The 23,120-nt window shown below is 71.6% G+C and carries 19 protein-coding genes and 1 tRNA gene; 7 read left to right on the forward strand and 13 right to left on the reverse strand.

Annotation, left to right across the window (positions count from 1 at the left end; genetic code table 11):
• Window positions 1–61: 61 nt before the first annotated feature.
• Both IEX37_RS05790 and IEX37_RS05795 read left to right on the forward strand, forming a co-directional pair.
• Complete coding sequence (locus IEX37_RS05790) at window positions 62–844, forward strand: ABC transporter ATP-binding protein (RefSeq protein WP_229663097.1); 783 nt, start codon at window positions 62–64, stop codon at window positions 842–844.
• Complete coding sequence (locus IEX37_RS05795; protein ID WP_188755296.1) at window positions 841–2,523, forward strand: hypothetical protein; 1,683 nt, start codon at window positions 841–843, stop codon at window positions 2,521–2,523. Before IEX37_RS05790 ends, IEX37_RS05795 begins: the two co-directional genes overlap by 4 nt.
• Before the next feature lie 373 nt (window positions 2,524–2,896).
• On the opposite strand, the gene IEX37_RS05800 is transcribed toward IEX37_RS05795, so the two are convergent.
• Window positions 2,897–3,370, reverse strand: a complete 474-nt coding sequence (locus IEX37_RS05800; RefSeq protein WP_229663098.1) for a MarR family winged helix-turn-helix transcriptional regulator — start codon at window positions 3,368–3,370, stop codon at window positions 2,897–2,899.
• Between the two features lie 32 nt (window positions 3,371–3,402).
• On the opposite strand from IEX37_RS05800, the gene IEX37_RS05805 reads away from it, so the two are divergent.
• Entirely contained in the window at window positions 3,403–4,419 is a 1,017-nt protein-coding gene (locus IEX37_RS05805; protein WP_188755297.1) for an NAD-dependent epimerase/dehydratase family protein, read from the forward strand.
• Window positions 4,420–4,526: 107 nt separating this feature from the next.
• On the opposite strand, the gene IEX37_RS05810 is transcribed toward IEX37_RS05805, so the two are convergent.
• The 5 genes from IEX37_RS05810 to IEX37_RS05830 all read right to left on the reverse strand — a co-directional run bounded on the left by IEX37_RS05810 (window position 4,527) and on the right by IEX37_RS05830 (window position 10,415).
• Window positions 4,527–4,601: transfer RNA gene (locus IEX37_RS05810), tRNA-Gln, on the reverse strand.
• A 99-nt stretch (window positions 4,602–4,700) separates the two neighbouring features.
• Window positions 4,701–6,215, reverse strand: a complete 1,515-nt coding sequence (gene gltX / locus IEX37_RS05815; protein WP_188755298.1) for a glutamate--tRNA ligase — start codon at window positions 6,213–6,215, stop codon at window positions 4,701–4,703.
• Window positions 6,216–6,276: 61 nt separating this feature from the next.
• Window positions 6,277–7,539, reverse strand: a complete 1,263-nt coding sequence (locus IEX37_RS05820) for an MFS transporter (RefSeq protein WP_188755299.1) — start codon at window positions 7,537–7,539, stop codon at window positions 6,277–6,279.
• A 1-nt stretch (window position 7,540) separates the two neighbouring features.
• Window positions 7,541–8,314 (reverse strand): fumarylacetoacetate hydrolase family protein, encoded by a 774-nt coding sequence (locus IEX37_RS05825; protein WP_188755300.1) that lies wholly within the window; start codon window positions 8,312–8,314, stop codon window positions 7,541–7,543.
• Between the two features lie 55 nt (window positions 8,315–8,369).
• Window positions 8,370–10,415 (reverse strand): acyltransferase family protein, encoded by a 2,046-nt coding sequence (locus tag IEX37_RS05830; protein ID WP_188755301.1) that lies wholly within the window; start codon window positions 10,413–10,415, stop codon window positions 8,370–8,372.
• 176 nt (window positions 10,416–10,591) lie between these two features.
• Here IEX37_RS05830 and IEX37_RS05835 point away from each other — a divergent pair, with 176 nt between their 5' ends.
• Complete coding sequence (locus IEX37_RS05835; protein WP_188755302.1) at window positions 10,592–12,016, forward strand: HNH endonuclease signature motif containing protein; 1,425 nt, start codon at window positions 10,592–10,594, stop codon at window positions 12,014–12,016.
• A gap of 188 nt (window positions 12,017–12,204) precedes the next feature.
• Here IEX37_RS05835 and IEX37_RS05840 read toward each other — a convergent pair whose 3' ends face one another.
• From IEX37_RS05840 to IEX37_RS05850, 3 genes are all read right to left on the reverse strand, one after another.
• Window positions 12,205–13,311: a branched-chain amino acid aminotransferase gene (locus IEX37_RS05840; protein WP_188755303.1), complete on the reverse strand. Its 1,107-nt coding sequence runs from the start codon at window positions 13,309–13,311 to the stop codon at window positions 12,205–12,207.
• Window positions 13,312–13,345: 34 nt separating this feature from the next.
• A complete protein-coding gene (locus IEX37_RS05845; protein WP_188755304.1) occupies window positions 13,346–14,413 on the reverse strand; it encodes a 3-isopropylmalate dehydrogenase in 1,068 nt (355 codons plus the stop codon).
• Between the two features lie 67 nt (window positions 14,414–14,480).
• Entirely contained in the window at window positions 14,481–16,013 is a 1,533-nt protein-coding gene (locus tag IEX37_RS05850) for an MFS transporter (protein WP_188755305.1), read from the reverse strand.
• Between the two features lie 79 nt (window positions 16,014–16,092).
• Here IEX37_RS05850 and IEX37_RS05855 point away from each other — a divergent pair, with 79 nt between their 5' ends.
• Window positions 16,093–16,635, forward strand: coding sequence for a TetR/AcrR family transcriptional regulator (locus IEX37_RS05855; RefSeq protein ID WP_188755306.1), 543 nt, complete (start codon window positions 16,093–16,095; stop codon window positions 16,633–16,635).
• Between the two features lie 54 nt (window positions 16,636–16,689).
• Here IEX37_RS05855 and serA read toward each other — a convergent pair whose 3' ends face one another.
• The 3 genes from serA to IEX37_RS05870 form a co-directional block, all read right to left on the reverse strand.
• The gene (gene serA / locus IEX37_RS05860; RefSeq protein WP_188755307.1) at window positions 16,690–18,276 is read right to left on the reverse strand and encodes a phosphoglycerate dehydrogenase; all 1,587 of its coding nucleotides are present in this window, start codon (window positions 18,274–18,276) and stop codon (window positions 16,690–16,692) included.
• 184 nt (window positions 18,277–18,460) lie between these two features.
• Complete coding sequence (locus IEX37_RS05865; RefSeq protein ID WP_188755308.1) at window positions 18,461–18,814, reverse strand: hypothetical protein; 354 nt, start codon at window positions 18,812–18,814, stop codon at window positions 18,461–18,463.
• Window positions 18,811–19,323, reverse strand: coding sequence for a DNA polymerase III subunit gamma/tau (locus IEX37_RS05870; RefSeq protein WP_188755309.1), 513 nt, complete (start codon window positions 19,321–19,323; stop codon window positions 18,811–18,813). The genes IEX37_RS05865 and IEX37_RS05870 overlap by 4 nt, the downstream gene beginning before the upstream one ends.
• A 135-nt stretch (window positions 19,324–19,458) precedes the next feature.
• On the opposite strand from IEX37_RS05870, the gene IEX37_RS05875 reads away from it, so the two are divergent.
• The gene (locus IEX37_RS05875; RefSeq protein WP_188755310.1) at window positions 19,459–20,589 is read left to right on the forward strand and encodes a hypothetical protein; all 1,131 of its coding nucleotides are present in this window, start codon (window positions 19,459–19,461) and stop codon (window positions 20,587–20,589) included.
• A 28-nt stretch (window positions 20,590–20,617) separates the two neighbouring features.
• Here the strand turns inward: IEX37_RS05875 and prfB are convergent, their stop codons facing one another.
• Complete coding sequence (gene prfB / locus IEX37_RS05880) at window positions 20,618–21,727, reverse strand: peptide chain release factor 2 (RefSeq protein WP_188755311.1); 1,110 nt, start codon at window positions 21,725–21,727, stop codon at window positions 20,618–20,620.
• A 74-nt stretch (window positions 21,728–21,801) separates the two neighbouring features.
• On the opposite strand from prfB, the gene IEX37_RS05885 reads away from it, so the two are divergent.
• Window positions 21,802–23,115, forward strand: coding sequence for an MFS transporter (locus tag IEX37_RS05885; protein ID WP_229663099.1), 1,314 nt, complete (start codon window positions 21,802–21,804; stop codon window positions 23,113–23,115).
• Window positions 23,116–23,120 lie beyond the last annotated feature (5 nt).

Raw genomic sequence — 23,120 nt, forward strand, 5'->3', positions numbered from 1 at the left:
CGATCCTGGCCGATCGGCCGATGCGATCGCGTTCACGCACCGCTTGGGTGGACTCATGCTCGTGGAAAACGACACTGACAACGACCTGCCGGCCCTGGAGCTGCGCGGGCTCCGCCGCGTCTTCGGCGACAAGGTCGCCGTGGACGACATCGACCTGACCGTGCCCGTGGGCTCCTTCTTCGGGATGGTGGGGCCCAACGGGGCCGGCAAGACGACGGCCCTCTCGATGGCCGTCGGCCTGCTGCGCCCCTCCGCGGGGCAGGCATTCGTACAGGGGATCGACGTCTGGTCGGACCCGGTGGAGGCCAAACGCCGTCTGGGCGTACTGCCCGATGGACTCGCCCTGCCGGAGCGCCTCACGGGTGGAGAGCTGCTCACCTACTGGGGTAGGTTCCGGGGGATTCCGAGCGACGTCGTGGCAGCCCGCACCGCCGAACTACTGCGCATCCTGGAACTGGAGGAGGCCGAGCAGCTCGGCACGCTCGTCGGCGAGTACTCCACGGGCATGCGCAAGAAGATCGGTCTGGCCACCGCGCTGCTGCACACCCCGAAGGTGCTCGTGCTGGATGAGCCCTACGAGGCCGTCGATCCGGTGAGCGCGCGCGTGCTGACCAGGATCCTGCGCCGATTCACCGCGACCGGCGGATCGGTGGTGATCTCGAGCCACGTCATGGCCCTGGTCGAGCAGCTGTGCGATCACGTCGCCATCGTCGCTCGCGGCGAGGTCGTGGCGCAGGGCACGCTCGATGAGGTCCGCGCGGGCGCCACGCTCGAGGACCGGTTCGTCGCGCTCGTGGGCGCGCCCGCCGTCGATGACGAGGAGCTGTCGTGGATCGGGGGATGATCTCACTCAAGTTCGCGATGCTGCGCAACTCCTCGGCGGGGCTGCGGCGGGCCGGATGGGCGATCGGTGCGGCTCTCGTCGCCGCGACCTGGTACGCCGCGATCGCCGCGCCCACCGAGGCGGTGCGCCACTCGGTGCTGACCCTCGTGCTCGCGCTGTGGATGCTCGGCGCGATGCTGGGGCCGGTGCTGATGAGCGGAGCCGGGGTGCTGCGCGCCGACTACTTCGCGTTGCTGCCGGTGTCGCGCGCGGCGCTCGGGCGCGCTCTGCTGGCGAGCGTGTTCGTCGGCGTCGCCGCCGCGTACGTGCTGCTGGCGCTGCTCGCTCCGCTCTGGCATGCGGCCCTGCTCGGCCCGGAGACGATCGCCGTCGCGCTCGTCGGCGGAGCCCTCACGTGGGTGTTCGTGATCTCGCTCTCGCGCCTGGTCTACGGCGCGCTCGGCGCCGCGATGCGCACGAGGCTCGGGATCGAGATCGCGGGAGTGCAGTGGGGCATCGTGCTGGCGTCGATGTTCGCGGGCTGGATGATGGTGTCGGTCGCGATGCAGTCCGTTCCGGCCCTGCTGCAGCACGGGTTGCCGCAGGGGCCGATCACGACGGTCCTCGACGTGTTCCCGACGTCGTGGACGATCCTCGCGATCGAGGCGGCCGCGGCCGGCGACTGGGCCGGGACGGCGCTCCTGCTGGGTGCGCTTCTCGCCCTCACCGTCGCGTGCGTCGCCGGGACGATCGCCCTGCTCGTCCCGCGCGAGCAGCGCGTGCAGCGCCGTCGCGGGCGACCGCGCTCCACCGCGCTCGTCGCCGGCGGCGGGATGCTGCCGGCGACGCCGACAGGCGCGGTCGTCATGAAGGAGCTGCGCCAGTGGCGGCGGGATCCGTGGCGCGCGCTGGAAGCGAGCACGGCCGTCTGGGCCGGCGCCGTGACCGGCGTGTTCGCGCTGCTGGGCGGCTATACGGCGCCGGTCGGCGCGTTCGCGGGCGTCATCGTCGCCGTCATGGTGGCGTTGTCGGGCTGCAACCTCTACGGACAGGACGGCACGGCCGTCTGGCAGAACGTCGTCGGCGAACACGAGAAGAGCGTGAGGGCCGACGTGCGCGGCCGCCAGTGGGCCATGGCGCTCATCTTCCTGCCGCGCGCGCTGCTGGTCTCCGCGATCTTCGTCGTGCTGGCCCAGGCGTGGTGGGCGATCCCGTTCGTCGTGGCCGCGCTGCCCGCGACGGTCGGCGCGGCATCCGGCGCCGCGATCCTGACGAGCGCCGTCGGGGTCTCCCCCGGCGTCGACCCGCGGCGACGGGTGGGGCCGAACGACGCCAACGGCAACATCTCGCTGCACCTGTGGGTGGCGCTCATCGCGACGGCGATCGGTGTCGCGCCCACGGCGGGGATGATCGTCTGGTCCGCGGTCTCCGGAGAGCTGTGGGTGATGATCGCCGCGGCCGTCGTCGGGGTCCTGAACGGCTTCGCGTCCGCGTGGCTGCTGGGACGCGTCGCCATCGGGTACCTGAGCACGCGCACGGTGGACGTGTTCAGCCGCATCCGGTACGGGAGGATCTTCCGCGAGCAGGGCGGCCGCGGCGTGCTGGACGTCCTGGCCTCGGCCACGCTCAAGGGCGAGCAGGAGGCGCTCGCGGCCAAGCAGAAGGAGCGCGAGAAGCGCCTGCAGCGGACGCGCCCGTAGGCAGGCCGCCCGCGGCGTGCCGCCCTCAGAACGGATTCGGGAGAGACGGGCTCCGACGGGGCACGGGCGAGGTGCACCACATCGGCGCCGTGGGGCGCCGTTTACCAGCCTCGGGCGCGCGAGGGGTCGCCGGACGCCCGAGACGCCCCGGACGCCTATCCCCTCTAACCGGATGCGACCTGCCTCGCGCCGTCGCGCCCGACGGTGTGTTTCAAGGCCCGACAAGACCAGTCTGCTGGATCAGGGCGTGCGGGCTCAGGGCATCTCACGCCCAGACCTCCCAGTGATCCTTCCCTGGTGAGCGGGCTGCCGGTGGGCGCCGAGAGAGGCCAGCGTGCGCGTCGCGTCCGCGCAACGGCGACGCCCGCCCCGGTCACGGGCGCCCCTTCGCCCGCATCCTGCCGAGGAGGTCGAGGAGCCCTTGCCGTTCTGCCGGGGTCATGTCGTCGAGGATCGCGGATTCATGGAGCCTCTCGCGCAGGGTGTCCCAGAGCCGGTGGCCGCGTTCCGTGAGGACGAGCACCCGTTTGCGACCATCGCTGGGGTGAGGCTGCCGGGCGACGAGCCCGATCTGCTCGAGCTTGTCAGCGATGAGGCTGGCGGTGGACGGGTCGCGCTCGAGCAGCCTCGCGAGGTCGCGGGGAGTGACGGGCGCCTGGCTCGTGGCGAGGATCCGCAGTGCGGGGGCCGCCGAGGTCGGCGCATCGAAGTCCTGCAGCGTTGCCGCCATCGTCGCCTGCGCGAATCCTGCGATATCAAGCAGCGCTTGGATAATCTGCGCCTTCTCGTCCGCCGCGGTCTCAGTCATGTTGCCATGATACAGATGACGGATATCATTGAGTTTCATCACTGAGTTACATCAACGAGTGGGTGAGGGATATGAGTGAGACCGCATCGCGGGGAACAGTGCTCGTCACAGGTGGCACCGGGTATCTCGCCGGGTGGCTGATCGTGGAGCTGCTGAACAGCGGCTATCGGGTGCGTGCCTCGGTGCGCGACACCCGCCGCGCGGAGCCGGCACGCCAGGCGATCCTGGAGCGATCCAGGGGAACGCACTCGCTTCAGTTCGTCCAAGCCGACCTGCTCGACGACGAGGGCTGGGAGTCGGCGCTCGACGGCGTCGAGGCGGTGCTGCACACCGCCTCGCCGATGCCGTTCGACCACGATGCAGACCTGATCACCTCTGCTCGCGAGGGCACCCGACGGATACTCACCACGGCAGCACGCGTCGGCGTGCGCCGGGTCGTGTTCACCTCTTCGGGGACTGCCGCCCGATCGGGCGACCCTTCGAGCACGACCACCGAGCACATGTGGTCGGAGCCGTCCGGCGAGCCGCTCCACGTGTATCCGGACTCCAAGATCTACGCGGAGCGGCTCGCGTGGGAGCTTGCCGACGAACTCGGTCTCGATCTGACCGCGGTGCTGCCGTCGTTCATGCAGGGACCACCGGTCGGCGCGCCCGGCCGAGCCGGCACGATCGATGTGATCCGCCGCCTGCTGAACCGGGCGATGCCAGCGCTGCCCCGTCTCGGCTGGAACATCGTCGACGTACGCGACGAGGCCAGACTGCACGTTCTCGCCCTCGGACAGCCCGCAGCGATCGGTGAACGCTACAACGGCTCGGGCACATTCCTCTGGTACCGCGACGTTGCGCGCATCCTTCGCGAGGGCCTCCCCGAGGCGAAGAAGATTCCCACACGACAGCTGCCCGACTTCCTGGTGCGACTGGCGGCTCGACGCGACCCTCACCTCGCGATGATCGTCGACGAGCTCGGCATCGTCCGCACCGTCGACAGCAGCAAGGCCCGTCGTCAGCTCGGCTGGACGAGCCGCGACGTCCGGACCACCATTCTCGACACCGCCCGCGCGCTCCTCGCGCACGACCAGCAAGCGTGAGCCGGCCCGTGACGACTGCGAACCTGCCGGACGCGGCACTTCTGGGCGCCTGACTGCAGCCCGGAACACGATGACCCCTGGTTTCCCGCGGGAAATCAGGGGTCTTGTGGCTGGGGTACCTGGACTCGAACCAAGAACAACTGAACCAGAATCAGCCGTGTTGCCAATTACACCATACCCCAAGGGCGTTCCGGCCGAAGCCGTGCCGAGGATCCAGCTTACCCGACCCGACGGGCGCCGCCAAACCGCGGGCGCGGGCGGGGCGTGTCGCCGGGGACGACCTAGCTCGCGAGCCTCTGGATGAGCGCGCCGAGCCGGCGGATCGAGACGTCCTTGCCCAGCAGCTCCATCGACTCGAACAGCGGCGGCGAGACGCGGCGGCCCGAGACGGCGACGCGCGGCGGGCCGTAGGCGATGCGCGGCTTGAGGCCCATCCCGTCGATCAGCGCGGTCGAGAGGGCGTCCTGGATCGCCGCTGCGGTGAACTCCCCCGCGGGCACGAACTGCAGCGCGGCCAGGCAGGCGTTGAGCACCTCGGCGGCGTTGTCGGGCAGGCCCGCCAGCGCGTCGTCGTCGTACGCGACCTCGTCCACGAAGAGGAAGCCGAGCATCCCGGGGGCGTCGCCCAGCAGCTGCAGGCGCTCCTGCACGAGCGGGGCGGCGGCGGAGATCAGCGCGCGCTGCTCGGCCGTAGGCTCCTCCCCCACCACGCCGGCCTTCGCGAGGTACGGCACGAGCCGCGCGGCGAAGTCCTCGGGCGCGAGCATGCGGATGTGGTCGCCGTTGATCGCCTCGGCCTTCTTCTGGTCGAAGCGGGCGGGGTTCGGGTTGACGTCCGCCACGTCGAACGCGGCGATGAACTCGTCCAGCGAGAACACGTCGCGGTCGGGCCCGATCGACCAGCCGAGCAGCGCGAGGTAGTTCAGCAGGCCCTCGTGCGTGAAGCCCTTCTCCCGCTGCAGGAACAGGTCGGCGCGCGGGTCGCGCTTCGACAGCTTCTTGTTGCCATCGCCCAGCACGAGGGGCAGGTGGCCGAAGCGCGGGATGAAGCTCGTGACGCCGGCGTCAATGAGCGCGCGGTACAGCACGATCTGGCGCGCCGTCGACGGCATGAGGTCCTCGCCGCGCAGGACGTGCGTGATGCCCATCAGAGCGTCGTCGACCGGGTTCACGAACGTATACAGCGGGATGCCGTTGGGACGGACGATCACGAAGTCCGGGAACGAGCCGGCCGGGAAGGTCACCTCGCCGCGCACCAGGTCCACGTACGTGATGTCCTCGTCCGGCACTCGCAGGCGCATGGCCGGCTGGCGGCCCTCCGCGCGGAACGCGGCCTTCTGCTCCTCGGTGAGATCGCGGTCGTAGTTGTCGTAGCCGAGCTGCTTGGCGCGCCCGTTCGCCTCGTTGCGGGCGTCGATCTCCTCGGCGGTCGAGTAGCTCTCGTAGACGGCGCCCGCGGCGACCAGCTTCTCGAGCACCTCGCGGTACAGGTCGTGACGCTGGGACTGCCGGTACGGCGTGTGCGGGCCGCCGACCTCCACGCCCTCGTCCCAGTCGATGTGGAGCCACCGCAGCGCCTCGAGCAGCTGCTGGTAGCTCTCCTCGCTGTCGCGCGCGGCGTCGGTGTCCTCGATGCGGAACACCAGCTTGCCGCCGTGGTGGCGCGCGTAGCCCCAGTTGAACAGGGCCGTGCGGATGAGCCCCACGTGGGGCAGGCCGGTGGGCGACGGGCAGAAGCGCACGCGCACGTCCGCGCCGGTGGCGGTCGTGGTGCGGGGATCGGGTGCAGAAGACATCGGATCAATCCTAGGTCGTCCGCATCGCGCGATCCGGCGACCGGATGCCCGGTCGCGCGCGTCAGCGGCGGCCGAGCGGCGACAGCACGGTCGCCGCGGCCACGAAGACGAGGGCGAGCAGCGCCAGCGGGCCGTAGCCCCACTCGCCGAGCACCACGCCCGCCAGCACGGCGCCGACGGCCGCGGCCGCCATCATGGCGGTGTCGCTGAACCCCTGCCGGCGCGGGCGCTGGCCGATCGGCGTGCTCTCGGTGAGCAGCGCGGATCCGGCCACGGTCGACGCGCTCCACCCGAGGCCCAGCAGGAACAGCGCGACCATGACGGCGGCCGGCTCTCCCGGCCACAGCGCGGCGGTCACGAGCGAGGCCGCCAGGATCGCCTGTCCGCCGAGCACCGTCGCCACGCGCCCGATCCGATCGGCCAGCACGCCGAACAGGGGCGAGGCGCCGTACATCCCGAGCACGTGCAGTGCGAGCGTGACGCCGACCAGCAGGGTGACCTCCGTGGTGTCGCCCTGGTGCCCGGCCCCGTGCCCGCCGTGGGCGAGATGGGCCAGGTGCACGGGCGTCATCGCCATCACCGACGCCATCACGATGTGCGAGCTCGCGATCGCGAACACGGCATAGCGCGCGGCGATCGGGCGATCCGCCTCGGGTGCCGGGGCATCGGACGCGACGGGAGCACGAGCGATCCGCTGCGCGAGCAGCAGCGGATCCGGGCGCAACGCCACCAGGAACAGCACGAACATCGCGCTCTGCGCCACCACGGCGAACAGGTATGCGCCCGTCAGCGGCGGCATGCCCACGAGCCCACCCAGCAGCTCCCCCGGCGTGAGCATGAGCGGTCCCAGCACGCCGCCGACGGTCGTGGCCCACACCACGGTCCCCAGCGCCCGGCCACGCCGCTCGCGCGGTGCGAGATCGGTGGCGGCGAAGCGGGACTGCAGGTTCACGGCGTTGCCTGCGCCGATGAGGAGGATCCCGACCAGCAGCAGCGGGAACTCACGCACGGCCGCGGCGAGCACGACGACGATGATGCCGACCAGGGCGAGCGCGTTGCCGACCGACAGCGCGAAGCGCCGGCCGCGCACCCCGGCCAGCTGGGCGAGCGGGATGGCGCACAGCGCCGCGCCGAGCGTCCCGGCCGCCGTGGCCAGTCCGGACAGCGACGCCTGTCCCGACAGATCGGCGGCGAGCAGCGCCCCCAGCGACACCGTGGCCCCGAACGCGACCCCGCCGAGCACCTGTCCCGCCGCGAGCACGCGGACCGTGCGCGTCTGGATCCGCGCGATGGTGTCCGGCGCGAGGTCTGCCGGGACGCTCACGTCAGGAGACCAGCGCGTCGCGAGCGCTGTTGCGCAGCACGCCGAGCCCCGGGATCTCCACTTCGATCGTGTCGCCCGCCTGGAACGCGCCCACACCGGCGGGGGTGCCGGTCAGCAGCACGTCGCCCGGCAGCAGCGTGAACGCCGCCGTGACGTACTCGATGATGGTCGGCACGTCGAAGATCATGTCGGTGAACGGAGCCTGCTGCTTGACCTCGCCGTTGAGGCGCGTGATGACCTCACCCTGGGCGTAGTCGAAGTCGGTCTCGATCGCGGGACCCAGCGGGCAGAAAGTGTCGAAGCCCTTCGCGCGGGACCACTGGCCGTCGCTGCGCTGCAGGTCGCGCGCCGTGACGTCGTTCGCGACCGTGTACCCGAAGACGTAGTCGAGGGCGTTCTCGGCCTTGACGTTCTTCGCGATCCGGCCGATCACCACGGCCAGCTCGCCCTCCCAGTGGGTATCCTGCGACTGCGGCGGGCGCACGATCGCGTCGCCCGGGCCGATGACAGCGGTGTTCGGCTTGAAGAACAGCAGCGGTTCCTTCGGCACCTCGCTGTCCATCTCCGCCGCGTGCGCGCTGTAGTTCTTACCGACGCACACGACCTTCGAACGCGGGATGACCGGCGCGAGCAGCGCCGCGTCGCCGAGCGGCACGCGCTCGCCCGTGGTCTCGAAGCCGGCGAACAGCGGATCCCCGGCCAGCACGACGAGGGCGGTGCCGTCGAGGATGCCGAAGCGGATGGTGTCGTTGTGGCTGAACCGGGCGATCTTCACCGGCCCAGCCTAGGGCGTCCCACCGCCTCGCGGCATCCGCCCTGGCCCGTCCCCCTCACAAACCCGGCCAGCCACCCAGCTCGCGCGCGATCGCCTCACCCAGGGCGGGGCCGAGGGCGGTCGAGAACGTGGCGGTGAGGTGGTGGGAGTCGCGGTACATCAGCACGCCGCCGGAGATCGCCGGGCACAGGCCGCCGTCCTCCGGAGGGGCGCAGAAGTACGGCGTGAGGTCGACCAGGTGCGCGCGCGTGGTGGCAGCGACCTCCCGCATCGCCTCGCGCGTCGGTCCCGCCAGGGCCTCGGCCGCGGGCGCGCCGCACGCGAGGGCGTCCTCGAGGTGCTCGAGCAGGCAGTCGAGCGGTCGCCGCTTGAGGTCCGGGCTGTCGGCGAGCAGCACCACGCTCGTGCTGTCGGGCAGCGCGTCCACGATCTCGCGCAGGCCGTCGCGCCAGGCGGTCGCCGGGTCGGTCCCCTCGGGCGGGGCCTCCTCTGCGTAACCGGTCACGATCAGCACGTCGGGCGGATCCGCGCGCAGCTCGGCGAGCACCGCGGCGCGCCACTCGTCGCACGCCTCGAAGGGACCGTCGCCCAGCACATGCACCCGGAACGCCGAGGAGCAGCGGCTCTTCGTGTGGACGACGGCATCCAGGCGCTCTCGTTGGGCCACGTCGATCAGCGCCGGGGCCCAGTGCGCGGCGTGGGAGTCCCCCCACAGCACCACCCTCGGTCCCGACGGTTCGCCGTACGAACACGGCGTCGGCTCGGCGTCCGCGTAGCCGAGATTGCACCCGTCGGCATACATGGCCGGCTCGTCCTCGGGCGCCTCCGGGATGGTCGGGGTCAGGTTCGCCGGGACGAACGGCGTCGCATCGGGCGGAGCCGCCGGCGCCGTGCGCGGCACGGTCGACGAGGTCGCCAGCGCGGGGGCCGGCGCGAAAGCCAGGGTCGCCGCGCCGAGCGCCGCCACCACGACCGTGCCCGCGAGCGCCGCCCACAGCGTGCGGCGAGGAGCCCCGGCCACCAGCGCCCGTGCCCGGCGCACCGGCTGCTCGATCCCCCGGTACAGCAGCCACGCGAGCGGGATGCCGGCGAGCCCGAGCGCGGCCGACAGCCACGGACCGCGCCACTCCCCCGGTAGGAGGGCGGGAATCAGCAGCAGGAGCGGCCAATGCACCAGATACAGCGAGTAGGAGATGCCGCCGACGAACTGCATGGGACGCGGCGTCAGCACCAGGTCCGGGCCGAACCGCGGCCGGTGCTCGGCCAGGGCCAGACGCGACCCGCACAGGATCACCGCCGCGGTCGACGCAACGGGCAGCAGCGCGATCGCTCCGGGGAAGGCGTGGGTCTCCCCCACGAAGACGACCGTGATGAGGATGCCCGCCAGCCCCGCCCAGCCGAGCGCCACCGCGCCGGCGAGCGGCACACGACGCACCAACGCCGCCGGCAGCAACGCCACGAGCGCCCCGATCCCGAACTCCCACGCCCGCGTCCAGAGCGCGAAGAACGCCCACGGCTGGGACTGGGACGTGACGAGCACGCACGCGACGAACGACACCACGGTGACGGCGACGAGCGCGATCACCACCGCGTGCCGTGCCTGGCCGCGGCGACGGCCGAGCACCCAGGCGGCGAGCAGCAGCGCGGGGCACACCAGGTACCACTGCTCCTCGACGCCGAGCGACCAGTAGTGCTGGAACACCGACGGCGTGGCGTCGGCGAAGTAGTCGGTGTCCCGCAGCGCGAAGACATAGTTGGGCACGAACAGGGCCGTGGCGATCGCGTCCGTCACCGTCCGGTCGCGCAGCAGCGGCGAGACGACGGCATACGCGACGGCGGCGCTCGGCACGAGCACGACCAGCGCCGCGGGCAGGATGCGCCGGGCGCGGCGCGCCGTGAACGCGGGCAGGTCGATCCGGCCCGTCTGTTCGAGCTCGCGCACGAGCATCCCCGTGATGAGGAAGCCGGAGACGACGAAGAACACGTCCACGCCCACGAAGCCGCCCGGCGCCCACGCCAGTCCGGCGTGCTGCGCCACGACCGCAAGCACCGCGACGGCGCGCAGCCCCTGAATGTCCGCGCGAAAGACCGATCCCCCCATGTCGGGACAGCATCATGGGCGAAGGTGAACGGAACGTTGCGCGGCGCCGGGGCTCTGCATCAGGAGATCGGCACGTCGGGGCGTCCACTCCTCGTCCACAGCCACCGTCGGAAGCGGGTCGTCCACGGGTTTCGTTTTGGGGCGTGGATCGGCGGTTTCTCCGACGGGGAATGTCGGTGGTCGCCCCTACCGTGGAGGTATGGATCACCGGTACACGATCACCGGGTGAGGGGTTCCCCTCACCCGGTGATCTGCGTGCCCTGATCCACAACACGGCCGCGCTGTCGGACGCTGATCTGGTGTCCGCGGCCGGCGCGGTGGAAGCCCTCGGTCGTATCGTCGACGCCGCCCGGGTCCGCATCGCCGGAGAGATCGACACCCGCTCCGCCCGGGATGCGGATGACCGCCTGTCGGCCCGGTACGGGTGCCGGAACGGGGTGGAGCTGTTGGAGCGCACCACCCGGGTGTCGGCGAAGACGATCAACGCCCGCATCCGGTTGGACAAGCGCACCCGGCCGGGTGTGTCTCTCACCGGTGAGGAGCTTCCGGCGAGGTTCCGCCACGTCGCCCACGCGTTGCACGAGGGCGTGCTCGGTGTGGACGCGGCACACGAGGTCACAACCGCCCTCGCACGGGTGGAGGACCGCGCCGACCCGGTCGAGTTCGACGCGGCCGAAGCCACCACCGTCGCCTACGCGACCGGTGCGCTCGAAGAACAGGCCGGGATGATCCCGCCCACGTTCGCGGAGGTCGAGGTGCATGCGCGCACGTGGGCGGCGTACCTGGACCAGGACGGCCCCGCACCCGACGACGAACGCGCCGCCCGCAACCGAGGCCTCACCCTCGGCACGCCCCGGGACGGGGTCGTCCCGCTGCGCGGGTCCCTGCTCCCGGAGGTCGCCGCGGGGCTGCAGCGACTGTTGGACGCGCATCTCAACCCCGCCGTCCGCTTCACCCCCACCGACCCGGAAGACCGGGACGAGCACACCCCCTGGTCAACCGAAGACGTGGTCGATGACCCGCGGACGAACGCGCAGAAGCGGCACGACGTGCTGGCGGTGATCATCCAGTCCGCCGCGAAAGCCACCGACACCCCGACATTGGGTGGCGCAGCCCCGACGCTTGTGGTCACCGTCGCCGAGGACGACCTCCACAACCCCACGGGGGCGGCGCGGATCGACGCCACCCGCGTTCCGGTGTCCACCGCGCATCGGATCGCGTGCACGGGGGCCGTGCAGAAGGTCATCCACGACCACACCGGCCGCATCGTCCAGTTGGGCTCCCCGGAGCGGGTGTTCAACGCCCACCAGCGCCGGGCGATCACCGCCCGAGACGGCGGATGCATCATCCCGGGGTGCACGATCCCCGCGGCGTGGTGCGAGATCCACCACGTCGACGAACACGCGAACGGCGGCCCCACCCACACCGACAATGGCGTCCTGCTCTGCTGGTGGCACCACCACAACCTCGACCGCTCCGGATGGGACATCCGCATGAGAGCCGGCACCCCGGTCGTCAAAGCCCCACCCTGGATCGACCGACGCGGCATCTACCGCCCCGCCCGCAACGCGCTCACCCGCCCACGGGGTCCGTCCGGGTGACGGGGGTTGAGCTCGGTTTCGACTCGCTCCGCTCGCTCAACCCGTTTCGACTCGCTGCGCTCGCTCAACGAGCGGTCTTCCGACCCACCCCGCTCGTTGAGCGGAGCGCGAAGCGCGCAGTCGAAACGGGTTAAGCGGAGCCGCGTAGCGGCGGAGTCGAAACCGAGGTGAGCGGGACGGCACGTGGCTCAGTCGTCGAGGCGGTAGAGCCAGCCGCGGGTGTCCTCACGGCGGCCGTACTGGATGTCCGTGAGCTCTTCACGCAGCGAGAGCGCGAGCTCGCCGGTGGGCTGCTCGTCCTCGAATCCGGCGCCCTTGAGCGCCCCGATCGGGGTGACGACGGCGGCCGTGCCGCACGCGAACACCTCGGTGATGTCGCCGGAGGCGACGCCGTCGCGCCACTCGGCGAGCGACACGGCACGCGTCTCGACCGTGAGGCCGCGGTCGCGCGCCAGGTCCAGGATCGAGTTGCGCGTGATGCCGTCGAGGATGCTGTCGGAGGAGGGCGTCACGAGCGTGCCGTCCTTCTTCACGAACAGGATGTTCATCCCGCCGAGTTCCTCGATGTTGCCGTCCGAGTCGAGGAACACGACCTGGTCGCAGCCCTGCGCGTAGGCCTCCGACTGCGGCAGGAGGCTCGCGGCGTAGTTGCCGCCCGTCTTCGCGGCGCCGGTGCCGCCCTTTGCGGCGCGCTGGTAGTCCTGCGAGAGCCAGATCTTGACGGGCTTCACGCCGCCCGCGAAGTAGGACGCCGCGGGGCTCGCGATCACGTAGTACGCGACCTTCTTGGCCGGCCGCACGCCGAGGAACGCCTCCTTGGCGAACATGAACGGGCGCAGGTACAGGCTCTGGTCGGGCGCGGAGGGCACCCAGGCGCCGTCAACGGCGATGAGCTCGCGCAGGCTCTGCAGGAAGTACTCCTCGGGCAGTTCGGGCAGCGCCATGCGGCGCGCGCTGCGCTGCAGGCGCCGCGCGTTCTCCTGGGGGCGGAACGTGTACACGCCGCCGTCGGCGTGACGATACGCCTTGATGCCCTCGAAGATCTCCTGCGCGTAGTGCAGCACGGCGGCGGCCGGATCGAGGCTGATCGGGCCGTAGGGCTGCACGCGCGGGCGGTGCCAGCCGCCGCGCTCGGACCAGCACACGTCGACCATGTGGTCGGTGAAGTGCGTGCCGAAGCCGGGGTCCTGCAGGATCTGCTCGCGCTGCGCCGTCGTCTTCGCGGCGAGGTTCTTCGTGACGGCGAACTGAAGCGGCGCGGGAGCGGTGCCGGCCGGGGTGATGGTGTCGGTCATGTCGGGGTCCTGTCTGACGTGCGTGCGGCCCAGGTTACGCCTGCAGGCGGACGGCGATCGCATCGCCGATCTCGGTCGTGCTGCGGGCGGGTGCCGGATGGGACGAGCCGTGGCGCTCGTCGATGTCTTCTTCGATCGCGCGCGTGACGCGATCCGCCTCCTCACGAAGCCCGAGGTGGTCGAGCAGCAGGGCGATGGAGCCGATGGCCGCGGTGGGGTCGGCCTTCTGGGTGCCGGCGATGTCGGGTGCCGATCCGTGGACGGGCTCGAACATCGACGGGAACGCGCCGTCCGGATTGATGTTGCCGGAGGCGGCGAGGCCGATGCCACCGGTGACGGCACCTGCCAGGTCGGTGAGGATGTCGCCGAAGAGGTTGTCGGTGACGATCACGTCGAAGCGGCCGGGGTTCGTGACCAGGAAGATGGTGGCCGCATCGACGTGGAGGTAGTCTACGGCGACCTCGGGGTATCCAATCCCCACCTCGTGGACCACGCGCTGCCACAGCGACCCGGCGTTCACGAGCACGTTCGTCTTGTGCACGAGCGTGAGCCGCCCGCGGCGCCGCTGCGCGAGCTCGAAGGCGTAGCGGACGACGCGCTCGACGCCGTACGCGGTGTTGACGCTGGTCTCGTTCGCGACCTCGTGCGGCGTGCCGCGGCGGATCGATCCGCCGTTGCCCACGTAGGGACCCTCGGTACCCTCGCGCACGACGACGAAGTCGACCTCGCCCGGATCGGCCAGCGGTCCCGGCTGCCCGCGGTACAGCTTCGACGGCCGCAGGTTCACGTAGTGGTCGAGCTCGAAGCGCAGCCGCAGCAGCAGGCCCCGCTCGATGTTCGCGTCGCGCAGGCGCGGATCGCCCGGGACGCCGCCGACGGCGCCGAGCAGGATCGCGTCGTGCGCCTTGATCGCATCGAGATCCTCGTCCGTGAGCGTGTCGCCCGTCTCGAGGTAGCGCGCGGCGCCGAGCGAGAAGCGGGTCTTGTCGAAGACGACGTCCGAACCCGCCGTCGCGGCATCGAGCACCTTCTCGGCCTCGGCGATCACCTCCGGGCCGATCCCGTCGCCCGGGATGACCGCCAGCTTCACGACACGCGCCATGACTCTCCTTCTCTCGCGTTGCTCGCGCCCGGATCCGCAGGAGAGCGGAGACGGCGCGCGGAAGGCGTCAGCGGCGATCGACCTCCCGGTGTCTCCCCAGAGTAGTGGCCGCGATGACGCCCGCGACGACGACGAGACCCGCACCGATCAGGGAGGTCACGACGACGCCCCCGTCGAACGCCACCGCGGCGGCCTGGCGCAGAGCCTCGCCCGCCACCCCGCCGACGGTCTCGGCCGCGTGCATCGCACCGGCGAGCGTCTCGCGCGACGCGAAGGCGAGCTCCTCCGGCACGCCGACCGGCACGTCGAGCGTGGCGCGGTACCACCAGGTGAGGATCCCGCCCAGGATCGACGTGCCGAGCACGGCTCCGACCTCGTACGCGGTCTCGGACACCGCGCTGGCGGCGCCGGCCTTCTCGGGCTCCGCCCGGGTCAGCACGAGCTCGGTCGCGACGGTCTCGGCCGCACCGATTCCGACGCCGAGCACCGCGAAGGCCGCGATGAGGACGCCCAGCTCGTGCGCCCCGCTCCACGCGACCATGACGTAGCCCGCGACCGAGAAGGCAAGTGCCGCCGGGATCACCGCGCGGGGCGAATAGCGGCGCGCGATCGGCACGACGCCGATCCCGCCGACGATCATCGCCGCCATCCCGGGTAGCAGCATCACGCCCGCGATCATGGGAGCGAGCCCGACCACGAGCTGCAGGTGCTGCGCCACGAAGTACAGGAAGCCGACGAGCGCGGTCACGCTGAGGAGGTTCACGAGGACCGCGCCGGAGAAGCCCGGCCGCCGGAACAGCGCCATGTCGAGCATCGGCACCGGCAGCCGCAGCTGACGCCGCACGAAGAGCCATCCGAAGCCGCCGCCGGCCGCGAACAGCACCGCGGTCGTGCCGGACAGGCCGTGCACCGCGATCTCCTTGATCCCGTAGACGATCGGCACCATCGTCGCCATCGACAGCGCGACGCTCGTCAGGTCGACGGGTCCGGGGCGCGGATCTCGGCTCTCCGGCACGAGCAGCGGCACCAGGATGAGCATGGGAACGAGCATCGGGATCGCCAACAGGAAGACCGCGCCCCACCAGAAGTGCTCCAGGATGAAGCCGCCGAGGATGGGGCCGAGCGCGGCGCCCGCCGAAAACATCGACGCCCACACCGCCAGCGCGAGCCGCCGCTGGTCGCGGTCGGTGAAGATGGTGCGCAGCAGCGACAGCGTGGACGGCATCAGCATCGCCCCGAACACGCCGAGTCCGGCGCGCGCGGCGATGAGCAGCTCGGCCGTCGGAGCGAAGGCGGCGAGAACCGAGACGATCCCGAACCCGCTCGCGCCGATCAGGAGCATCCTGCGGCGGCCGAACCGGTCCCCGAGCGAGCCCGCGGTGACCAGGAGCCCCGCGAGCACGAGCGAGTACGCGTCGATCATCCACAGCTGCTGCGCGCTCGTCGGCGCGAGGTCGGCGGCGATGCCGGGCAGCGCGAAGGTCAGCACGGTGTTGTCCACCGAGACGAGGAGCACCGGCAGCATGAGCGCGACCAGGGCCGTCCAGGCGCGCCAGCCTGCCCTGGTGGTGGTCGGCGCGAGCGCGCGCGTGTCCGTCATGAATCCCCCGATTACTGTACCGTCCGGTAGGTATAGTAACGGATTCTGGATCGAGCGCGAACATGAGAGGGTGGACGGCATGAGTCGTCCACCCCACGCTCGCGAGAAGGTGCTCGACGCGTTCGAGGCGCTGCTGATCGACGAGGGTGACCGCGCCGCCACGCTCGACGCCGTCGCCGGCGCAGCGGGCGTGTCCAAGGGCGGCCTGCTGTACCACTTCGGCTCGAAGGACGAGCTCGAGCGGGGTCTGATCGCACGACTGATCGCCCTCGCCGAGGCGGACGCGGCGATCGGCCGCGCCGCCCCCGAGGGCCCGATCGCGTACTACCTGCGCACGTCGGGCGAGAGCGGCGGGCCGCTCGATCGCGCGATCGTGGCCGTGTCGCGGCTCGCGCACGGCGGGCATGCGGCCGCCTCGGCCGCGCTCCGCGACGTGCGCGCACGGTGGGCCGAGATGCTGCGTCCCGCGACGCGCGACGCCACGACGCTCGAGCTCGTGATGCTGGTCGGCGACGGTCTCTACCTCAACGCCGCACTGACGGGCGGGGTGCCGGGAGACGTGCCGACCGGACCCGACCTCGACGCCCTCATCGCCCTCGTCGAGCGCACGGCGCACGACTGAGCGCGGGGTCCGAGCCGAGCGAGCGGGGCCGGCGTCCGGCCCCGCTCTCCCGCATTACTCCGTGATCTCGATCTGCGTGACGAGCGGCGCCTCGATGTCGCGGCCGATCTCCGCCAGCACCTCGTCGGGCACGCGCTGGTCGACCGTGACGACGCTGAGGGCCAGCCCCGCCTGCTCGCGCGCGACCTGCATGCCGTCGATGTTGATCCCGGCCGCACCGAACTTCTGGCCGTAGACGGCGACGATCCCGGGGCCGTCCTTGTAGACCAACACGACGTGGTGCTTCTCGATCGGCACCTCGATCTCGTAGTTGTTGATCGCGACGATCTTCTGCACCATGCGGGTGCCCGACAGCGTGCCGGCGACGCTCAGCACCGATCCGTCCGCGAGCGTGCCACGCAGGATCGTGACGTTGCGGTACTCGGGGCTCTCGGCCTCGACGATCAGGCGCGTCTCGATGCCGCGCTGCTCGGCGAACAGCGGCGCGTTCACGTACGAGACGTTCTCGCTGATGACGTTGGTGAGGACGCCCTTGAGGGCCGCCAGGCGGTACACGCTCACGTCGTATGCCGCGAGCTCCCCGCGCACCTCGATGTCGAGGCTCGTGAGGGCGCTCTTGGCCAGCCCGCTGAACACCTGGCCGAGCTTCTCGACGAGCGCGATGCCGGGGCGCACGAAGGGGTCGATCACGCCGCCCGCGACGTTGACGGCGTCGGGCACGAGGTCGCCCTCGAGCGCGAGCTTCACGGAGCGCGCGACCGACACGCCCGCCTTCTCCTGCGCCTCGTCGGTGGAGGCGCCCAGGTGCGGCGTCGCCACGACGTTCGGCAGGGCGGTCAGGCGGGTGTCGGCGGGCGGCTCGCTCGAGAACACGTCGAGGCCCGCTCCGGCGATCTCGCCGCCCTTGAGCGCCTGCTCGAGCGCGTCCTCGTCGATCAGGCCACCGCGCGCGACGTTGACGACGTACGCCGTCCGCTTCATGCGACGCAGCTGCTCGGTCGAGATCATGCCCGTCGTCTCGGGCGTCTTCGGCATGTGGATCGTGACGAAGTCGGACTGCTCGAGCACCTCGTCCAGGGTGCCGAGCTCGGCGCCGAGCTGCTGGGCGCGCTGGGGCGTGACATAGGGGTCGTACGCGAGCACGCGCATGCCGAACGCCTGCATGCGCGCAGCGACGAGGGCGCCGATGCGGCCGAGGCCGATCACGCCGAGCGTCTTCTCGTACAGCTCGACGCCGGTGAAGGCGCTGCGCTTCCACTCCCCCGCGGCGATCGAGGCCTTCGCGGCCGGGATACGACGGGCGAGGCTGAGGATGTGACCGCACGTGAGCTCGGCGGCCGAGATGATGTTCGAGGTGGGGGCGTTCACAACCATCACGCCGGCCGTCGTCGCGGCCTTGATGTCGACGTTGTCGAGACCGACCCCCGCGCGCGCGATCACCTTGAGCTGCGGCGCGTGCGCGATCGCCTCCTCGTCCATCTTCGTGGCGGATCGGATCAGCACGGCGTTCGCGTCGGCGAGGGCGGAGAACAGCGCGTCCCGGTCGGTCCCGTCGACCGTGCGGACGTCGAAATCGGGCCCGAGCGCCTCGATGGTGGCGGGCGAGAGTTGTTCGGCGATGAGCACGACGGGCTTCGGCACGGGTGGATCCTTCGGTGCAGGGCGCGCAGAGATGCGCGGACGGGGACGGCCGATGCGCCGCACGCCGTCCGGGCCGCCCGTGCGGGCGGCGGCGTGAGGCGCGATCGAGGACACTCTATCGCGCGAGCCGCGGGCCTTCCGCGCGCACGGCGGCACCGCCGGTCACGAACGACCCAGGGGACCGTCAGCCGAGGATCGACACGGTGTTGGTGTAGGCCACGACGTCGAGCCAGTAGACCGCGACGAGGGCGAGCGCGGTCAGCAGGAGCAGCGTCAGCGTCACGAGCCCCCGCGCGCGCCCGACGACGACCGCGACGGCGAAGAGCAGGATCGGCAGCGCGATCGCGAGGAGCCACACGATCCACCCCGTGGCCGTCAGCGAGAGGCCGGCCGTGCCCGCCGCCTGCAGGGACGCGATCAGGTAGCTGATCGCGGTCCAGACGGCGTACGCGAACAGGAGGCCGAAGAACCCCGCGATGGCCGCCACCGCCCACGTCGGAGCGGCGCTGCGCGCCGCCGCACCGGTCTGCCCCGTCATCGCCCGATCACCCCCACCATGACGAACGGCCACGGCACGAGCACCACGATGCCGGCGACGAGCCCCGCGAAGCGACGCCACAGCGGCCCGCCGCGCGTGAGGTACACCGTGGTGCCGAACCAGACGACCGGGGCCAGCACGGCGAGCCAGAGAGCGCCCTGGAACATCATGTCGGCGACGGCACCGGTGGCCGTCTCGATCCGATCCCGCAGGCGCAGCCCGCCGAGCACCCACCCGACGACGTAGAGGGCGTACACGCCGCCGATCACGCCGAAGGACACCAGCGCGGCATTCCCCATCGGTGCGGGCTCGCGCGATGGGGCCGGCTCATGCGACGGGGCGGGATCCGTCGCGACCGGCTGGTCGGGCGAAGGCGGGTCGGCCGGTTCCGCGGTGTCGCCCGGGCGGTCCTCCCGGTCTCGGCCGCGGCGCGCGCGGCTTCCCGGCGCGGCCAGCGTCGGGTCGTCGTCGCCGTCCCAGGACAGCGCCTCGTCGTCGCCAGAACTCATGGCGCCAGCCTAGAGGCGACCCGGCGGATCCGCGGGCGACCCGCGCCGATACGCCAGCCTCGGTGAGAAGTCCCCCTTTGGACATCGCGCCGACGCACGGGATGATGCCAGGACCGACAGATTCCGGAGACAGCCGTGTCAGATCAGCCCCCGTACCCGTCCGAGCCCCCGCGCGCACCGGACGCGCAGCCCCCGTCCGCCCCGCAGCCGCCCTCCGGCGCGCGGCCTCCCGTGCCGCCTGTACCGCCGCCGCCCGGCGGGCCAGCCGGTCCGGCGCATCCCCCGACGACGGCCTCGCCCGCGCTTCCGCCGTACGCCGCGGGCGGTCACGGGGCCTCGCCGGCCGCGGCCCCTCCCGCTCCCCCGCAGCACGGCTACGGCCAGCTGCCGGGCGGCGCGTACCCCCCGCCGGGCGGATACGCCCCTCCCGTCGGCTATCCGCAGCACGGTGCCGGCGCGCCGCCGTACGCGGCTTCCTACGGCATGCCGGGGACTCCGCCGCCCGGAGAGAGCAAGGGGCTCGCGATCACGGCGTTCGTCCTCGGCATCGTGGGCATGCTGGGGGCGATGACCGTGGCGTGGATCCCGGTCGTGGGCTTCGGCGCGCTCCTGGTTCCCCTCGTCGCGCTCGTGCTCAGCATCTACGCGCTCGCCAAGCGCAAGCCCGGCAAGGGGTTCAGCGTGACGGGGCTGGTGCTGGGAGCGCTCGCGCTCCTGACGGGCGGGCTGTTGGCCACGGTGTCCACCGTGCTGCTCGCATCGTTCACGAACGCCGCCTCGGAGCGGGCCGGCTCGCCGTTCTCCCCGGGCCTGCCCTCCGACCCGGCCGCTCCCGCGGATCCGAGGGAGCCGTACTCGACCACCGAGACCATCGCCCTGGGCACGCCCTTCGAGGTCACGACCGACGAGGGCACCTCGGTCGTGACCATCAACGACATGGCGTACTCGTCCGAGCCGCTACCCGGCACGGGGCTGGAGCCGCTGTCGGAGGCGTTCCTCGTGCTCGACGTCACGTGGGAGGTCGTCGACGGCGAGGTCGCCTTCGTCGACGCGTACGAGCTCCTCGAGCTCACGGACGGCATGGGCGAGTGGTACTACAGCGAGCTCGACTTCGACGGCATGCTCTCGGCCGACGATCTCGCCGAGGGCGACGTCGCCGAGGGCTTCGCGGTGTTCGACGTCGACCCGGCGGACGGGCCGTTCCTGCTGGACATCTACAGCGAGAGCCACGACCTGGTGTTCCGCGGCGCGCTGCCGAGCTCGTGACGATCGAGGACTGATCCGCCGCGGCGGGTCAGTCCTCGATCTTGCGCTTGCGCCAGCGGATGCCGGCGTTGATCAGGCCGTCGAGGTCGCCATCGAACACCGTGGCCGGATTGCCGACCTCGTAGCCGGTGCGCAGGTCCTTCACCAGCTGCTGGCCGTAGAGGAAGTAGGAGCGCATCTGGTCGCCCCAGCTCGCGGTGATCGTGCCCGCGAGCTCCTTCTTCTTGGCGGCCTCCTCCTCGCGCTGCAGCAGCAGCAGGCGCGTCTGGAGCACGCGCATCGCGGCGGCGCGGTTCTGGATCTGCGACTTCTCGTTCTGCATCGACACGACGATCCCCGTCGGAATGTGCGTGATGCGCACGGCGGAGTCGGTGGTGTTGACCGACTGGCCGCCGGGACCGGAAGACCGGAAGACGTCGACGCGGATGTCGGTCTCGGGGATCTCGACCTCCTGCGCCTCCTCCATGACCGGGATGACCTCGACGGCGGCGAAGCTCGTCTGACGCTTGTCGGCGGAGCCGAAGGGGCTGATGCGCGCGAGGCGGTGCGTGCCGGCCTCGACCGAGAGGATGCCGTAGGCGTACGGCGCGTCGACCTCGAACGTGGCCGACTTGATGCCCGCACCCTCGGCGTAGGAGGTGTCCATGACCTTCACGGGGTACTTGTGACGCTCGGCCCAGCGCAGGTACATGCGCAGCAGCATCTCGGCGAAGTCGGTGGCGTCGTCGCCACCGGCGCCGGAGCGGATCGTGACGACCGCGGCGCGCTCGTCGTACTCGCCGTCCAGCAGCGTCTGCACCTCGAGGTCGCCGATGATCTTCTCGAGCTCGGTGATCTCACGCTTGGCCTCGGCGACCGAGTCCTCGTCACCCATCTCGTTCGCGAGCTCGACGAGCACCTCCAGGTCGTCGAGGCGGCGCTCAACGCTCTCGACGCGGCTGAGCGCGGACTGGCTGTGGCTGAGGGCGCTGGTCACCTTCTGCGCGTTGGCCGTGTCGTCCCACAGGCCCGGCGCAGCGGCCTCCTCCTCGAGACGCGCGATCTGCGCACGCAGCGAGTCGACGTCGACAACCTCTCGGATGTTCGCGAACGTGGTGCGCAGCGCCTGGATCTCGGCGGAAGGATCGAATTCAAGCATGACGCCCCAGCCTATCGCGCCGGGCGCCCTCCCACGGCGCGCCAGGAGTAGCGTGGGGAGGCGTGACGACCGGAATGCCAGAAGAGCCCTCGCGCAGCGCCGCAGCGGAGGCGATCCGGCGCTACGCGCCCATGGTGTACGGCCCCACCGCCCTGTACTCGCTCGGACAGGGCGCGATCCTCCCCCTGCTGCCGATCATCGCGAGGGAGTTCGGCGCGGACCTGGCCACCGCGGCCCTCGTGACCGCGATGCTCGTCGTGGGCCAGCTGTGCGGCAACCTGCCGGCGGGCTGGCTCGTCTCGCGCATCGGCGAGCGCCACACCATGACCGCCGCGGCCGTCGTGTCGCTCGCGGGTATCGCGGGCATGCTGCTGTCGCGCCACCTGGGTGTGCTGATGGCGTCGGTGCTGCTGATCGGCTTCTGCGCCGCGGCGTTCGCCCTCGCGCGGCACACCTTCATGACGACGCGGGTGCCGCTCCCCCTGCGCGCCCGCGCGCTGTCGCTGCTGGGTGGATCCTTCCGCCTCGGCATGTTCACGGGTCCCTTCGTCGCGGCCGCGCTGCTCGGCCTGTTCGGCGACGAGAGCGCGAGCATCTGGTTCTTCGGCGCGTGTCTCGTGGGCGTGGGACTCCTCGTCACGTTCGGTCCGGATCCCGAGGAGAAGGCCGCGCACGCTGAGCGCACCGCCCGCGAGCAGCGGTCCGCCGAGCTGGATCCCGCGGACGCCGAGGACACCGGCGAAGCCGTGACGGCGTCGATCCCCACGGCGCAGCCCACGGGCGTGTTCCGCTCCATCTGGGAGCACCGGCGCGTGCTCTCCCGGCTCGGCCTCGCCGCGGCGTCGCTGTCGGCCGTGCGCGCCGCCCGCCCCGCCGTCCTGCCGCTGTGGGGCCTGTCGATCGGACTCGACTCGCCCACGATCGCGCTCGTCGTCGGCGTCTCGGGCGCGCTGGACTTCGCCCTGTTCTACGCGAGCGGGCAGGTGATGGACCGGTTCGGGCGTCTCTGGGCCGCCGTCCCCGCGCTCGTCCTCATGGGCGGGGCACTCCTCGCGCTGGCCTTCACGCACGACCTGTCCTCGGCCACGATGTGGTTCGGCGTGTTCGCCGTCGTGATCGGCGTGGGCAACGGCCTCTCGAGCGGCATCCTCCTCACCCTGGGCTCCGACGTCGCGCCGAAGGGCAGCCCCGCGCCGTTCCTCGGAGCCTGGCGCACGCTCACGGATGCGGGTGGCGCGCTGAGCCCGCTGGTGGTCTCGGGGTTGACCGCGGCCGTGTCGCTGTCGGTCGCGACGGGCGCGATCGGCGTCGTCGGCCTGCTGGGCGCGCTCGCGTTCATCCGCTGGGTGCCGCGCTTCGTGCCCAACCCGCGCCGGGACGATCGCTGACCCAC

This window comes from Microbacterium album, assembly GCF_014643695.1.
GTDB classification, from domain to species: Bacteria; Actinomycetota; Actinomycetes; order Actinomycetales; family Microbacteriaceae; genus Microbacterium; species Microbacterium album.